This window comes from Clostridium algidicarnis, assembly GCF_000703125.1.
Lineage (GTDB): Bacteria > Bacillota > Clostridia > Clostridiales > Clostridiaceae > Clostridium_L > Clostridium_L algidicarnis.
This window is the reverse complement of record NZ_JNLN01000001.1, coordinates 1,769,593-1,786,596: the sequence shown is the minus strand read 5'-3', so window position 1 is coordinate 1,786,596 and position 17,004 is coordinate 1,769,593. Positions and strand designations below refer to the sequence as shown.

The 17,004-nt window shown below is 30.1% G+C and carries 12 protein-coding genes; 4 read left to right on the top strand and 8 right to left on the bottom strand.

What is annotated here, in order from left to right; genetic code table 11:
- Positions 1-105: 105 nt before the first annotated feature.
- The 4 genes from BV55_RS0108600 to codA form a co-directional block, all read right to left on the bottom strand.
- Positions 106-1,473, bottom strand: a complete 1,368-nt coding sequence (locus BV55_RS0108600; RefSeq protein WP_029452424.1) for a sodium-dependent transporter — start codon at positions 1,471-1,473, stop codon at positions 106-108.
- A gap of 341 nt (positions 1,474-1,814) precedes the next feature.
- Positions 1,815-2,528 (bottom strand): M48 family metallopeptidase, encoded by a 714-nt coding sequence (locus BV55_RS0108595; protein ID WP_029452423.1) that lies wholly within the window; start codon positions 2,526-2,528, stop codon positions 1,815-1,817.
- Between the two features lie 92 nt (positions 2,529-2,620).
- A complete protein-coding gene (locus BV55_RS0108590; RefSeq protein ID WP_051652462.1) occupies positions 2,621-4,426 on the bottom strand; it encodes a thioredoxin domain-containing protein in 1,806 nt (601 codons plus the stop codon).
- A 296-nt stretch (positions 4,427-4,722) separates the two neighbouring features.
- On the bottom strand, positions 4,723-5,985 hold the full coding sequence (gene codA / locus BV55_RS0108585; protein WP_029452421.1) for a cytosine deaminase: 1,263 nt from the start codon (positions 5,983-5,985) through the stop codon (positions 4,723-4,725).
- Between the two features lie 253 nt (positions 5,986-6,238).
- Between codA and BV55_RS0108580 the strand changes: the two genes are divergently transcribed.
- Both BV55_RS0108580 and BV55_RS0108575 read left to right on the top strand, forming a co-directional pair.
- Positions 6,239-6,994, top strand: a complete 756-nt coding sequence (locus BV55_RS0108580) for a creatininase (RefSeq protein WP_029452420.1) — start codon at positions 6,239-6,241, stop codon at positions 6,992-6,994.
- A 27-nt stretch (positions 6,995-7,021) separates the two neighbouring features.
- Positions 7,022-7,930: a DMT family transporter gene (locus tag BV55_RS0108575; RefSeq protein ID WP_029452419.1), complete on the top strand. Its 909-nt coding sequence runs from the start codon at positions 7,022-7,024 to the stop codon at positions 7,928-7,930.
- Positions 7,931-8,008: 78 nt separating this feature from the next.
- Here the strand turns inward: BV55_RS0108575 and BV55_RS0108570 are convergent, their stop codons facing one another.
- Positions 8,009-9,208 carry a PucR family transcriptional regulator gene (locus BV55_RS0108570; protein WP_029452418.1) on the bottom strand — a complete coding sequence of 400 codons (1,200 nt, stop codon included), beginning with the start codon at positions 9,206-9,208 and terminating at the stop codon, positions 8,009-8,011.
- Between the two features lie 178 nt (positions 9,209-9,386).
- On the opposite strand from BV55_RS0108570, the gene BV55_RS15830 reads away from it, so the two are divergent.
- Complete coding sequence (locus BV55_RS15830; RefSeq protein WP_423752111.1) at positions 9,387-9,602, top strand: DUF6444 domain-containing protein; 216 nt, start codon at positions 9,387-9,389, stop codon at positions 9,600-9,602.
- An 831-nt stretch (positions 9,603-10,433) separates the two neighbouring features.
- Here the strand turns inward: BV55_RS15830 and BV55_RS0108560 are convergent.
- The 3 genes from BV55_RS0108560 to BV55_RS0108550 form a co-directional block, all read right to left on the bottom strand.
- Positions 10,434-12,047 (bottom strand): hypothetical protein, encoded by a 1,614-nt coding sequence (locus BV55_RS0108560; protein WP_029452417.1) that lies wholly within the window; start codon positions 12,045-12,047, stop codon positions 10,434-10,436.
- 121 nt (positions 12,048-12,168) lie between these two features.
- Positions 12,169-12,351, bottom strand: a complete 183-nt coding sequence (locus BV55_RS0108555) for a hypothetical protein (RefSeq protein WP_029452416.1) — start codon at positions 12,349-12,351, stop codon at positions 12,169-12,171.
- A 29-nt stretch (positions 12,352-12,380) separates the two neighbouring features.
- Entirely contained in the window at positions 12,381-13,994 is a 1,614-nt protein-coding gene (locus BV55_RS0108550) for a hypothetical protein (protein ID WP_029452415.1), read from the bottom strand.
- Positions 13,995-14,311: 317 nt separating this feature from the next.
- Here BV55_RS0108550 and adhE point away from each other — a divergent pair, with 317 nt between their 5' ends.
- Complete coding sequence (gene adhE / locus BV55_RS0108545; protein WP_029452414.1) at positions 14,312-16,942, top strand: bifunctional acetaldehyde-CoA/alcohol dehydrogenase; 2,631 nt, start codon at positions 14,312-14,314, stop codon at positions 16,940-16,942.
- Positions 16,943-17,004 lie beyond the last annotated feature (62 nt).

Genomic DNA, 17,004 nt, shown 5'->3' with positions numbered 1-17,004 from the left:
AGCCTCCTATCGAATTCTGTACATTTTTTTGCGTGTATGTTTAAACTTCTACTTTAATAATATATTTTTAATTATTATCTCTATATAATCTTTAGGAGATCAGAACTATTTTACTATCCCTATAGAATAAAAAAATATTAACAACAAAAATATGGGAGATATATATCTTATAACAAAATAATATAATTTTATTAGTTTTATATTGTTTAACTCACCCTTATTTGAAAGTTCATCTATTATACTCTGCTTTTTGCTATAGTACCCTACAAGTATTATTATTAAAAACCCACCTATAGGCATAAGTATGTTAGATGATAAATAATCAAAAATATCAAAAATTCCTTTTCCGAATATAGTTATTCCACCCAAAATCCCTTCACTATCTGCAGATAATGTAGCAAAAATTCCTATACAAATTATAATTAGAGCATTTATTATAACAGCTTTTTTTCTACTCATAGACTTTTCTTCTGTATAGTATGCAATTAGCACTTCTAACATAGACATCATAGCCGTTGTTGCAGCTATAGAACTTAATACAAAAAATGCCACTAACATAACCTGACCAAATGGTATCTTTGAAAAAACTAAGGGTATTGTTAGAAATAGCAACCCAGGTCCTGCCTCTGGTTTTAATCCAAAAGAAAATACTGCAGGAAAAATAGCAATGCCAGCTAATATAGAAACTAAAGTATCAGATAAAGCTACCTTTAATGAAGTACCTATCATATTATTATCTTCTCTAAAATAACTACTATATGTAACCATAGTACCTACACCAAGAGATAATTTGAAAAAGGCAAGGCCTAATGCTACTAAGAATGCATCTTTAGTAAGTAATGAAAAGTTGGGTTTAAATAAAAATTCCAAACCTTCTGATGCATGAGGAAGAGTTAACGCCCTTATATCACAGATAATTATTAACACAAATAATAAAGGCATAAGAGTTTTAGTCACCTTTTCTATTCCTTCACCTACACCTAAATATATTATTGTAGACACTACTACAACCACAAGTACTTGCCATAAAATAGGTTCTATGGGTCCTATAATAGTGTTTTTAAATGCAATATTTGCAATATCCCCATTTATATTCTTAAAATCTCCTTTTAAGGCCTTAAAAACATAAGAGTATACCCATCCACCTACAGAGCTATAAAAAAACAAAATCAAGTAGGCTGTTACTATACCTATTATCCCCATATGTTGCCACTTTGATTCTCCCTTAATAGTTTTTATAGCACCCACTATATTCTTTTTTGTTTTCCTACCAATATAAAACTCACTTATCATAATAGGTAATCCAACTAAAAGGATACAGCAAAGATAAACTATTAAAAATGCCCCTCCTCCATTACTACCTATTAAATAAGGAAACTTCCATATATTCCCTAGACCCACAGCTGAACTTAAAGTAGCAAAAAATATTGCCATACCCGATGAAAATGACTCTCTATTATTTAAATCTTTCACTTTTTATCTCCCTTCAGTGTTTTCACCTTATAATTTAATACAAAAAAAGTACCACGTATAAAATGCAGGAGTTTTATCCGTGGCACAATCTATATCACAGTTCTTACACCATATCCTTAAAATATAAAGTTGAATAATTATACTTATTATTTATATATTCTATTAGCAAATTCATAATTATACAACTAAGGTTAATCCTATTTGACTAAAGGTAAATGTTTACACCATCAATTGTTTGTTTTTTTCTTTAATTATTGATGAAATTCATATTTTAAATTAATAGAGATTTTTTAGCTAATAATTTTCATTTGATGAGTACCAATTTTGAATCAAAAACCTTTTTATAGAGTTAATTTATGACCGTTTATTTTAAGCCACTGCTTCTCTTCTTTGTAACTTGGCATTATAGACTCTACTAAATTCCAAAAATTTTTAGAATGATCTTTATGAACTATATGGCACATTTCATGCAAAATGACATAATCTATAGCCTGTGGACTTGCCATTACACATCTCCAGTTAAATAGTAATCTGTTATCATAGGTACAGCTACCCCACCTCTTTTTTTGTTCCTTAACCACTATGTCCTTTGACTTTTTATTAAAAATCTTTTCATACTGCTTTATACTGCCTAAGATATAATTTAAAGCTTCCTTTCTATACCAAAGTTCCAAACTCTTTTCTACATCCGCCTTATTGTTTTCCTTAAGTCTAACCACAATATGTCCTTCTTCTATATATACCTCTGGCTTTTTTCTTAAATAATCTTCATATATTATAAGATTATATTCTCTTCCAAGATATAATAACTTCTCACCATTAATGAATTCTCTATTTATAGGTTTATAATCTATAGCTTTGAAATTATTTAAATGTTTTAATATCCAATCTCCCTTTTCTGTAAGTCGTTCTATAATCTTATATTTAGGCAACCTCATAGGCACTCTTACTGTTATTTTATCCGGTGGTTTTATACTTATCTCCATAGTTTTTCTCTTACTATATATTATTTCATATTCTATCTTTTCATCCTTATATACAAAACTTTCCTTCATCTTCCCCTACCCCTATATAATTTTCTATTTTAGAGCTACCTCTATAACATCCAATACTAAGTATTGACTTAAAACATCTTAAAATTTCGAACTTATTTTAAATTAAAATCACTATATAATAAAGCCTCCAAAGTCTTTGCATGGGCTCTAGGTATTTTATTTATTGAATTACCAAATACTTTAAATATACTTTCTGCTTCCTCTTTTAAATTTATATCTCCTGTAATTTTAAAAAGTCTTAGCATATTCATAGCAGCTACACTATTCCCTGAGGGTATCGCTCCGTCATAAATATCTTTAGGTCTTAATATAAGTTCCTCACTATCCTTACCGTATAGGAATAATCCACCTTTTTCTTTATCTAAGAATAATTCTATCATCTGTTTGTTTAACTCTAAAGCTTTTTTTATATAAAAATAATCTTTAGTTACTTCATAAACCTCAATAAGTGCCCAAATAATAAAAGCGTAATCATCTAAGTAAGCCTGGTAGCGTGATTCACCCTGCCTAAATCTAGCAAGCAATCTCCCATCTTCTCTTTGAAGTTTACTAAAAATAAAGTCTAAAGCTTTAGTAGATACATCTTTATACTTCTCCTCATGGAAGACCATACCTGCCTTTGCAAAAGCTGCAATCATAAGTCCATTCCAAGATGTTAGTATCTTATCGTCCTTATGCGGATGAATTCTTTTTTCTCTATAGTCAAAAAGTTTTCTTCTTATATTTTCTAATTTCTCCTTTAAACTGTTCTTATCTAAATCCTCTAATTCTTCCCCAATTAAATTGGGTATATTACTCCCTTCAAAGTTTCCTTCCCTTTGTATACCGTAGTAATTAATAAATAAATTGGCCTCTTCCATATTTAAAACCTTGTATAGTTCTGTAAAGTCCCATAGATAAAACTTACCTTCAACCCCTTCCGAATCTGCATCTTCTCCACAATAAAACCCTCCTTCTTTTGATGTCATATCCCTTAATATATAGGTAAGTATCTTTTCTGCTACTTCTTTGTATATATTATCTTTAGTTATTTCATAGGTTTCTATATAAGCTATAGCTAAAAGAGCGTTATCATAAAGCATCTTTTCAAAATGAGGTACTAACCACTTTTCATCCACAGAATATCTAGAAAATCCAAATCCTATGTGATCAAATATACCACCTTTATACATGCTCTTTAATGTAATTTCAACCATTTCTAAAGCCTTCGGTTCTCTTGTATCCTTATAATAACTTAAAAGATAAGATAAGTTATGAGGGCTAGGAAACTTAGGTGCCTTACTAAATCCACCAAATACAGCATCAAAAGAATTTAAGAAACTTTGAAATCCTTCATTAAGGATATCTTTTGAAATATTAGAACTCTCATCATAAGTATCCCCATTTAAAGTTTTAACTACCTGATCTGCTGTGGTTAATACATGGTCGTTGTTACTTACCCAAACATCATGTATACTTTCTAAAATCTCCATAAACCCTGTCTGATTCTGTCTAGAAGTCTTAGGAAAATAAGTACCTGCATAAAAGGGTTTTTTATCTTTAGTTAAAAATAAATTAAGAGGCCATCCACCCCCTCCTGTCATAGCCTGACATACTGACATATATACACTATCTATATCCGGTCTTTCTTCTCTGTCAACTTTTATAGACACAAAATAATTGTTCAATATATTTGCTACTTCCTCATCCTCAAAAGATTCATGCTCCATAACGTGACACCAATGACAAGTACTATATCCTATACTTAAAAAGATAGGTTTATTTTCTGTTTTAGCTTTTTGAAAAGCCTCCTCACTCCATGAGAACCAGTCTACAGGATTATAAGCGTGTTGAAGTAAATATGGTGATTTTTCATTTATTAGTCTATTAGTCTTTTTATTTATCCTATCACTTACCATTGTGTATCCCTTCTTTCAATTTTTATTATATATATTAATAAAATTAAATATCTAATATATAGATTTAAACTATTGTTTTTATCCGATGGCTACCATCCGTAACACCACTCTCCTCTTCAAGGTGGGGGATGACGGCTGCTACGCCCCTGGATAAGTTCTTCTAAGACTCAGATAGCGAGATGTATTCCTTATAGGCAAACTCCACTTGAGTCTAAGAATCACTTGATATATTTATTATAACCTAAAAAGCTATTGGATATTATCCAATAGCTTTTTAGGTTATTTTTATCAAAATATTATTTTAATAAAGAAATACTTGTGTTAATTACTTCTGGTGCTCTTTTAAATAGGAATTCTCCTTTTCTAACGGAACAATTAACTCCTACTCTTTCTAGTATTGCATCAAATTCATTTTTTGCATTTAACACTATAAAATTGGCATCCTTTCCTACTTCTACACCATATTTATCTTCTATATGTAGAGTCTTTGCACCATTTACTGTAATTAAATCCAGTGCATTATTAATCTCTTCAACAGACATCATATGACAAATATGAATTCCAGCATCTAAAATATTCATTAAATTTCCGTTCCCTAATGGATACCATGGATCCGAAATTGAATCTTGTGCAAAACAAACATTCATCCCTGCATCATTTAATTCCTTAACTCTTGTAAGTCCTCTTCTTTTTGGATATGTATCATATCTTCCTTGCAAATGGATATTTTCAGTTGGACATGATATAAAGTTCATTTTTGATAATTTTAAAAGTTTAAATAACTTAAAGGCATATGCATTATTATATGAACCCATAGCGCAAGTATGGCTTGCTGTTGTAAGCTCCCCAATTCCATTCATATAAGACTCTGCAGCTAAAAGCTCAACAAATCTTGATTGTTCGTCGTCTGTTTCATCACAATGAACATCAATTAACTTATTGTATTTCATAGCAAGCTCTACAGTTTTCTTAACTGATTTTTCTCCCATTTCTCTTGTAAATTCAAAGTGAGGTATAGCACCTACTACATCAGCACCCATTTTTAATGCTTCTTCTACTAATTTATCTCCATCTTTATATGAATACATACCTTCTTGTGGAAATGCTATAATTTGTATATCAACAAGATCCTTTACTTCTTCTTTAAGTTCCATCATTGCTCTTAAACCAGTAAGTTTTGGATCTGTTACATCAACATGGGTTCTAAGATATTGTGTTCCATATAAAATCTCTTTTTTAAGCGCTACTCTTGCACGCTCTTTTATTTCCTCTGTTGTCATGTTTCCTTTTGTTTCAGACCATCTTTGAATACCTTCAAAAAGAGTTCCTGTTCCATTGCTTGCACCAGGCATACGAGCTGTATATACGTAATCTAAATGAATATGTGGATCAACATAAGGTGGAATAACAAGGTTTCCTTCTAGGTCGAAGCTTTCTACATCTTTATATTTCGCTGAAATATTTGAACCTATTTCTTTATATACCCCATTTTCAACAAACAAATCAACTAATGTTTCATTTCCTTTTAATCTAGCATTTTTAAATAAAATAGCTTTCATTTAATAATCTCCCTTCAGTTTTTACTGTTTAATCTTTACTATTAAAATTAGCAATAGAGGAAGTTTAACATGAAAACATAAACTAGTCATTGTACTAAATATACAATAATATTTTAATATCACTGTGCATTAAAAGAACATATTTTTGTGAATATCTTTGTATTTTTAGTACATTGTATGTACTATATACCCAGAGTATAATAAATATTGCTTTTAAAAAATATTATTAAAGATATAAAAAGGAGACGTTATTATGTATGAAAATTTTAAAATGTCAAATATGACTTGGCAGGAATTTGCAAAGAAAAAAGATGATGTAATCATCTTGCCAATAGGTGCTACAGAGCAACATGGTCCTCATTTACCTACTTGTGTAGATGCTGTACTTGCAGAAGGATTTGCTTATCGCATAGCTGAAAAAATAAACGGAGTAGTTGCTCCAACTCTTTCTTATGGTTATAAATCAAAACCATTAAGTGGTGGTGGCCCATTATTCCCTGGAACTATTGATTTAAATGGAGCTACATTACAAGCTTTAGTAATGGATATACTTGATGAGTTTGTTCGTGATGGATTTACAAAAATCTTTATTTTAAGTGCCCACTTTGAAAATGAAGCCTTTATTGTAGAAGCTATGGATTTATGTTCTGCAAAATATGGTGATAAAGTTCAAATTCTTCTTACTAACTGGTGGGATCCAATGTCACCTCATGTAATTGATGAGGTATTTAATGAAGTACCATTCCCAGGTTGGGCTTTAGAGCATGCTGCTGTTACAGAAACTTCACTTATGATGTATTTTGCACCAGAACTTGTTAGAGAAGATCAAATCTTAGACACAAAAAATGCTAGCCCAGCAACTTACTATAGATATCCTGTAGAAAAAGGTATTGTTCCTGAAACTGGTATATTAGCATCTGCTAAATCATCTTCAGCAGAAAAAGGAAAGATAATTGTAGATAATGTTATTCCAAACATTTTAAAAATAATGGATGAAGCTTTTAAATAAATTTATACGGAAAGAAGTAATTATAATATGAAAACAAAAGGAATAATTCTAACAATGTTATCTTCTATTACTTTTGGATTTGCCTTTACTCTTGGACCTATGACCTATGGTGCTGGAGGAAGCAATCCTGTAACCTTAACCTTTCTTAGAAACTTTTTAAGCTTACCTTTTTTATTGCTTATTATATTGTTTTTAAAGGTTGATTTAAAAGTAACAAAAAAACAGCTTAAAAATTTAGCAATACTAGGGTTTATAGGTAATGCGATAACAACGCTTATGTTAAATATAGCTTTTGCTAATATCGATGTAGGCATAGTAACTCCAATACATTTTACTTATCCAATGTTTGTAACACTTGCTTGTGTTATATTCTTCCATGAGAAGTTAAGCAAACAAAAGATAATAGCATTAATTATAGCTATGTCTGGTATAGGATGCTTTTTCTTTGCAGCTCTTAATTCTGCATCCTTTAATTCTAGTACATTAATTGGATTAGTTTTAGCAGTAGCTTCAGGAATGTTCTATGCATTCTATATTATATTTATGGATAAGAGTGGTTTAAAAAGTGAATCTCCATTTAAAATAACATTTTATGTTGCATTAGCTTCAAGCATAGGCATGTTTTTATATGGTAATATTACAAGTCAACTTGTTTTATCTACATTAACACCTAAGTCTTGGGCTATATCTACAATATTTGCATTTTTATGTACAGTTGTTGCTTTATCCTTATTACAGGTTGGTATAAACCATATTGGAGCAAGTGAAGCAGCGGTTATAAGCACATTTGAACCTATAACCAGTGTTATTTTTGGAGCACTTTTACTAGGTGAGAAGATAACATTAATAAAAATTATTGCATGTTTATTAATTTTTGCAGGGGTTTTAATATTATCTTTCGCAAAGGACAATACTACAGAAAAAACTACGGTATAGCGAAGATAGTTTCCTTTAATCAATCTTATAAAAAAATAAAAAGGTTCTGTATAAAAACATTTTTTATACAGAACCTTTTTATTTTTTTAGATTAAGAAATTCATAAATTAATATGCTATTAAAAAGTTCTAGATCCGTCATAGCATCATCTAAGTCTCTTTTTAGGAGATCTTTTATTGTAGACAATCTATAAAGTAATGTGTTTCTATGAATAAAAAGTTCTTGTGACGTCTTTAATAAATGCCTATTGTTCTTAAAATAACATTTTAAGGTTCCTATTAGATCCATACCGTGTTTTTCATCATATTCTAAAATAGGACCTAAATTTTCATAACAATACTTTTCAATATCCCTAACATCGTCTAATTCAATAAGTAACCTTATAATACCTAATTCTTCATACCTTATAACCTTTGAATCCTTGTTATATATATGTATCATAGATAAGGCTTTAAATGCTTCCTTGTAACTCGTCTTTATTTCTGAATTTGATCCTCTTATTCGACTAAAACTTAAACTAATTTCAGCATTAGGGTATTTTGCGCTTACAAAATTAAATACAGCTTCAACAGAATCTGATGATTTTTTTGCCTCTTCATAATCGTTCGCAAATATTAAGCTCGTCATATGATTAGCACATTCCATAGGTATTAAGGTGTAATTTTCTTCATTTAGCCCTTCCCCTAAAGAGTGAACTATATACTTGCTTACATCTTCCATGTCATCAGAAGTATTAAGTAACTCCTCCATCTTGAATATACAAATGTAGTAAAATGGTCTCAATTTTATATTGTAAAACTCTGCCAAGGTTTGAATGTCTTCATCTTGTTTACTTGGTGATAAAATAAGAGATTCAAGAAAATGTTTTGCATTCTTTGATTCTTCTCTTTTTTGTTCTATCTTAAAAAATATTTCTTGTATAATATCAATTAGCTTAACATCCCATGGGATTGTAAAAAGTGGTAGGTTTTCTTCATTAGCCCTATTTATGATTATCTTTGATATACTTCTTCTATCTTTATCGTTAATTAAAATCACAACACCAGAAAGTTTTTTTTCAATACTTTCTTCTAATAACATCAAAAGACTATCATCATCTTTTTCAATACCTGTATAGGTAACAAACAACAATTCCCCTCCATGAAGCCACTGTGAGATAGATTCTGTCATTCTTGCATAAGGCCAAGAAATCTCACGATTTAATCCACCCTCTCCAGCTAATAGCACTGCCTTTGAAAAATGTTTAAATTGAAATAGGTCTCTACAGCAAAGAGTCATAAAATCGCTCCTTCTTATTTCTAAAATTAAATAATTTATCTTATAATTCTTATATAGGATTTAAATATTATCCTCCTATTTAATTACATTAGTATATTTTAGCACTATTTTTTGGTATTATAAAGCATGTATTGTAAAAAGTAATGATAAGGTGGTTACACGCAATGAATGAAGGGAAATTATCGAAATTTACAATAAAGGGGTATCTGAAATTATAGGTCTAATTAAAGAACTCTCAAATCAAATAAAAACTTTGGAATCTGAAACAAAGAATCTTTCTGATGAAAATAAAATTTTAAATGAGCGTGTTAAATTGCTGGAAAGTCAAATCAATAAAAATAGTAATAATAGTAGCAAACCGCCATCATATGATGAATTAAAAAAAGAAAACTAAGAGTTTAAGAACTAAATCAAATAAAAAACCTGGAGGTTAACAAGGTCATGATGCTAAAACACTAGAATTTAGTGAAACTCCAGATGAAATAATAATGCATGCTGTAGATAAATGTGATATTTATGGATAATCCTTACGGTATGTAACTTCGGAGAAATATATTGTACGTCAAATAGTTGATATTCCAGATATAAAAGTTAAAGTTATTGAGCATAGATCAGAAATCAAAAATGTCTAAAGTGCATAAGAAAAAACACAGGTAAATTACATGATAGCATAACTAATGCAGTTCTATATGGATAAAAAGTAAAAGCTGTATCTGTTTATTTAACTCAATATCAATTGATTCCATAGTCTACTTCAAATATCATTGATCCCACCTTAGTATAACTAAGATATTTTTAGGGGTATTAGTTGAGTTGATCCCCTTATTTGTACATAATTATTATAAATAATTTCAACCTTGGAATCATCAAATTTTGATAATGAGATTTCACTTTGCACCTCTAGGCTTTCATATTTAAATTTATAATACCTAACAAAAAAATCAGATTTATAGTTGCCATGTTCAATCATTATTACTGTTTTATCTGAAAAATATTTGTGAAAAATTGCAATAACAAATTGAACTAATTTCTATTTATGACTTAAGTCGTTGAAATTACTTATGCTGCATATATTATATCTAACTGTGCTTCAAATAGCTCCTCTGGAGTTTTGTATTTCAGTATCCTTCTAGGAAGGGTGTTCATCCAATCTTCTATGAAGTGCATAATAATCCCTCCATCTTCTACTTCTCCATCCTTGTATATTCTTTCTGTGACATTTATATCAAAGTATCAATTCGATAGCTTTAATATTCTCCTTAAGATATTCCATCCAATCAGCCTTAAGCTCACCATATCCTTTTCCGAAATAATCCTCATATGTTAATGTATCGAAATCCTCAACTCTTAAATATAAAAGCTTTTCCAACCCATATTCATGTATTAAATAGTTAGTGAAAATTTGATTTAAATAATAATCAATATAATTTCCTTCATCCATTGGCCTTAATGTTTGATTAGCATTGTATCCATCTTTAACAAAAACTGTATCTTCAATAAGTATTTCTGATCCTTTGTTTTTTATAACTTTTATTCCATCTATAAGTACTATATTAACAATTTTTATTCTCTCATCTTTATCTTTTATTATCTTATCTAGCTTATTTAAATCTATATCATTTACTTCAAGAACCTCGATAACTTTATCATAATCATAATATATTTCTTTTACTGTGTCGTCTTTTCTTGCCTCTAACAAATCACTTACCATCTCTTCTGTAATAAGTCCAGAATATGCCATATCCAAATAGTTTACTATACCTTCATCTAGCCATTCGGGCATATTATCTATTTGTATACTATTCTTTAAAAAAGAGTCTGTCACTACTATATGACCGAATTCATGTGCTTGAGCGCTTAATCTTTTAAGTTCAATCATTCCTTTTCCCAAAAATGCACCACCTTGTGTCTTTGAGTTATTATCAAAATAATAGTGTATCTTAGGAACATTTTCTATTACAGTACTATAATCATTATAGAAATTAGGAGCGTCTTTTTTTATTCCTTCTTTTATGCCTTTTATACTTGTATCCATCTTAAGTACAAAATCTTCTAGTTCTTCAGCAACATCATATTGTTTATCTATGGTTCTCAATTCTATGGTAAAGCCATTAATATCTTCCTTTGTGTTTAAAGTTAAATATACATTTGAATTTAATTTATTTGCTTCCATTCTATTCATTAGGCTCTCTATACTTCTTTGATAAGATAGGTCTATATTCTTATCCTTTGCCCATTCTTCAATATCTGATATGTCTACTTGATTTTTCAGTAATTCTTCTTTTTTTCCCTTTTTTATTGTATACTCTACTAAATCTATTGATGCAGCTTGTACATTTTCTATTTCCCTATTAGATGCGAATGGCTCAAAGAATCTTGCTCCAAATAATGAAAAGTCATGTTCTTCATAGTATTCAGGAAACTCTAAAACTTCCATATCCTCCTTAAATATCCTTGCATAAAGTCCTTCTGAAATCCAATTATCATATATATCATAGGATTTTTTTATAAGTTCCTTTTTAAATTCTTCTGTCTTTATAAAACTACTATTACATTTAATACTTCTTTCCACTTTGGGTGTAACATTCTTTTCATCTATATCTATTTCTATATTATATATTGGTGAAAAGCTGTTGATTTTCTGTAAATCCTCCAACAGCATACTATAGATATTTTCTTTGTCCTTCACTGTATTGGATATCTTTATACTTATATTGTCATTTGAATACATTATGAAATACTTTTCTTTGGTTTCTACTAAGCTTACCTCTTTACCACATCCAATTATTGATAATGTTACGACAAGTATTAGCAAAATAAATATTATCTTTTTTTTCATATTATATAACCCCTTAAAAATTAATATTATTACTACATAAAATGAACAAAAGATTAGACTTCAATCTTTTTGTTCATTTTATTGTAATTTTTAAGTTATATCATTCTAGTTTCCTCATTTGCTAAATACATCCCCCTGCATATATTCCAGACTGATAGGAACTACAACCAGCATAATTACACATACAAGCATCTGTCAACATAGTAGGCTGTCCAATCCCCATTGGCACATATTCATTATCTTTCCCTTTTTCTTCCCCTATCTCTACATCTTTATTCCATAGTATGTTATTCAATGATTTCATTTTTTCACCTCCTTTCTGCAATTTTTATATCAAAGTATCAATTCGATATCTTTAATGTTCTCTTTAAGATACTCCCTCCAATCAACCTTAAGTTCTTCATAACTTTTCCCAAATTGATCTTCATAGGTCAATGTACTGAAATCCTCAATCATTAGATATAAAGTCTTTTCTAATCCATATTCTTCAATTAAATAAGTTGTAAAGCTAAGGTTAGCGTGATAATTAATATAATTTCCTTTGCCCATAGGCCATGATTTTTGTTCAGAATTCCTTGGCTCTTTTGAAAGAAAAACAGTATCTTTTATCACTGATTCAAAACCCGGAACTTCTGCATGTTTTAAAACAGAAGCCATCCATATATGGCACATTTTAATTCGTTCACTTTTATTTGTAATAATTTCCGTGGTATTACTTAAATCCATATTATTCGCCTGAAATATAGTATTCATATTATTTATTAGATTTTCTTCATGTTCATTAAGTTTTTCTTCGGACATTAAATCATTAATACCTTTTATAATAAATTTATATCTGTCTGAATATGCATAATCCAAATAATTTGCTATACCTTCATCTAGCCATTCAGGTACATTTACTACTATGTTGTTATTTAGAAAGGAATCCGTTATTAGTATGTGACTGAATTCATGTACTTGCGTAGTTAGATCTTTAAGTTTTATTATTCCTTCTTTTGTTAATGCAAACCCATTTACCTCTAATGTATTATCAAAATAATAATGTATTAGAGGAATATTTTCTATTGCATCACTATAGTTATTATAAAAATTAGGAGCATCTTTTTTTATTCCTTCTTTTATGTTGCTTATATTTTTATCCATCATCAATATAAACGTTTCTATCTTTTTAGCAGTATCATATTGTTCATCCATAGTCTGTATATCTATGATAAATCCATTAATATCTTCCTTTGTGTTTAAAGTTAAATATACATTTGAATTTAATTTATTTGCTTCCATTCTATTCATTAGGCTCTCTATACTTCTTTGATAAGATAGGTCTATATTCTTATCCTTTGCCCATTCTTCAATATCTGATATGTCTACTTGATTTTTCAGTAATTCTTCTTTTTTTCCCTTTTTTATTGTATACTCTACTAAATCTATTGATGCAGCTTGTACATTTTCTATTTCCCTATTAGATACGAATGGCTCAAAGAATCTTGCTCCAAATAATGAAAAGTCATGTTCTTCATAGTATTCAGGAAACTCTAGAACTTCCACATCTCTCTTAAATATCTTTGCATAAAGCCCTTCTGAAATCCAATTATCATATATATCATAGGACTTTTTTATAAGTTCCTTTTTAAATTCTTCTGTCTTTATAAAACTACTATTACATTTAATACTTCTTTCCACTTTGGGTATAACATTCTTTTCATCTATATCTATTTCTATCGTATGTATTGGTGAAAAACTGTTGATTTTCTGTAAATCATCTAACACAATATTATATATATCTTCCTTTTCCTTAATTGTATTGGATATCTTTATACCAATATCATCATTTGTATATGCTGTAAAATAATCTCCTTTAGTTTCTAAAAGACTTATTTTTTGACTACATCCATAGGTGAATACTGGGAAAATCAATATTAACAGGATTAATGATAGCTTTTTTTTCATATTATTTCCTCCCTTTTCAATCCATATGTTGCATATATTTTACCATAATTCTCATTGATTTACATCAGTTCTTTTTATAATAATAGATATATTTAAATAATTTATGGTATTCCCTTTTCATAAATTTAAATAACTTTTAAAAGAATATAAAAAATAATAAAAGCACAAAATACACATATATCAAATAATCTTTAAAAATATAAACAAAAAGTTTGACAAAAATTAAACAATCTAATAAAATGAGTTCATAGAGAAGTTTGATAAAAAAATAACAATTGAAAGTTCAAAATTTTTATATGATTCTAGGAGGAATAATTATGTTAGTAACAAACTCAAAGGAATTAACAGAGAGAATTAGGCAGTTAAGAGAAGCCCAAAAGTTATTTGCAACATACACTCAAGAAGAGGTAGATGAAATATTTAGGCAAGCTGCTATGGCCGCAAACAACGCAAGAATTAAACTAGCTAAAATGACTGTAGAAGAGACTGGTATGGGTATCGTTGAAGATAAAGTTATAAAGAACCACTTCGCAGCAGAATATATATACAACAAATATAAAGATATGAAAACCTGTGGGATAATAGAGAAAGATAATACCTTTGGTATTACTAAGGTTGCTGAACCTATTGGAGTTATAGCTGCCATTGTCCCAACTACTAATCCAACCTCAACAGCAATATTTAAAACATTAATAGCCTTAAAAACAAGAAATGCTATAATCATAAGTCCTCATCCAAGAGCAAAAAAGTCTACAATTGAGGCTGCTAAAATAGTTTTAGATGCAGCAGTTAAAGCTGGTGCACCAGAAGGAATAATAGCATGGATAGATGAACCTTCTGTTGAATTATCACAAAATGTAATGCGTGAATCAGATATAATCTTAGCTACTGGAGGACCTGCCATGGTTAAATCCGCATATTCATCAGGTAGACCAGCTTTAGGTGTTGGTGCCGGAAATACTCCAGCTATAATTGATGAAACAGCTCACATAAAAATGGCTGTAAACTCAATATTACTCTCTAAAACCTTTGATAATGGTGTAATCTGTGCTTCAGAGCAAAGTATAGTTGTTATGGATTCAGTTTATGAGGAAGTAAAAAAAGAGCTAGCTCTTAGAGGAGCTTATATATTAAAAGGCGAAGAAGTGGATAAGGTTAGAAAAATAATTTTAAATGATAAAGGTGGATTAAATGCTGATATCGTTGGACAATCAGCCTTTAAAATAGCTGAAATGGCTGGAGTTTCTGTACCAAAGGTGGCTAAGGTTTTGGTTGGAGAAGTAGACTCCGTAGAGCTTGAAGAGCCATTCTCACACGAGAAGTTATCACCAGTACTTGCAATGTACAAAGTAAAATCATTTGACGAATCTTTAACAAAGGCTGCTAGACTAGTAGAATTAGGTGGATTCGGTCATACTTCCATACTTTATACAGATCAAGTTAAGTCAATGGATAGAATTACCCAGTTTGGAGCTGCCATGAAAACTGCTAGAACATTAATAAATATGCCAGCATCCCAAGGTGCAATTGGAGATATATATAACTTTAAGTTAGCTCCATCTTTAACACTAGGTTGCGGATCTTGGGGTGGTAACTCCGTTTCAGAAAATGTTGGTCCTAAACACTTAATTAACATAAAAAGTGTTGCTGAGAGGAGAGAAAATATGCTTTGGTTTAGAGTTCCCGAAAAAACTTACTTTAAATATGGTTGTTTACCAATAGCTCTACAAGAGCTACATGATTTAAATAAAAAGAAGGTATTTATAGTTACAGATAAGATATTATTTGACTTAGGATACACTCATAAAGTTACTGATATACTAGATCAAAATAAAATAGACTACAAAATATTTTCAGATGTTGAACCAGATCCAACACTTAAAACTGCAAAAAAGGGTGCTGAAGAAATGTTAAGCTTCAAGCCTGATGTAATACTTTCATTAGGTGGAGGCTCACCAATGGATGCAGCTAAAATTATGTGGGTAATGTACGAACATCCAGATATTAGATTTGAAGATCTTGCTATGAGATTTATGGATATAAGAAAAAGAGTTTATAAATTCCCAGTTATGGGTGAGAAGGCAATGATGGTTGCTGTCCCAACATCAGCAGGAACCGGTTCAGAAGTAACCCCATTTGCAGTTATAACGGACGAGGAAACAGGTATTAAGTATCCATTAGCCGACTATGAATTAACTCCAGATATGGCTATAGTCGATGCAGAACTCATGATGAGTATGCCAAAAGGATTAACAGCAGCTTCAGGCGTAGACGCATTAACACATGCCCTAGAAGCTTATGTATCAGTACTAGCATCAGAATATACTAATGGTATGGCCTTAGAATCTATAAGATTAATATTCAAATACTTACCAGATGCCTACAATGAAGGAACAACTAATATTAAGGCTAGAGAAAAAATGGCTCATGCTTCATCCATGGCTGGTATGGCTTTTGCTAATTCATTCTTAGGAGTCTGCCACTCAATGGCACATAAGTTAGGTGCATTCCACCACATACCACATGGTACTGCTAATGCACTTTTAATAAATGAAGTAATTAAATTCAACGCTACCGATGCTCCAGTTAAGCAGGCAGCCTTCCCTCAATATAAATATCCAAATGCTGCATGGAGATACGCTAGGGTAGCTGATTACCTAGGTTTAGGTGGAAGTACTATAGATGAAAAAGTTCAATTGTTAATTAAAGCTATAGATGAACTAAAATCTAAGGTTAACATGCCTAAAACTATAGCAGAGGCTGGGGTATCATCACAAAAGTTCTATGCTACCCTTGACGACATGGTTGAACAAGCCTTTGATGACCAGTGTACAGGTGCTAACCCAAGATATCCATTAATGAGCGAAATTAAGCAAATGTATGTAGATGTATTTGAAAGCGTAAAACTCGAAACTAAAGAATCAAAAAAGGCAACTAAAAGCAAGTAATATTAAAGTTTAAATATTAAAAAAGGCTAAGCTACATGTGGTTTTAAAATCCACTTGCAGCT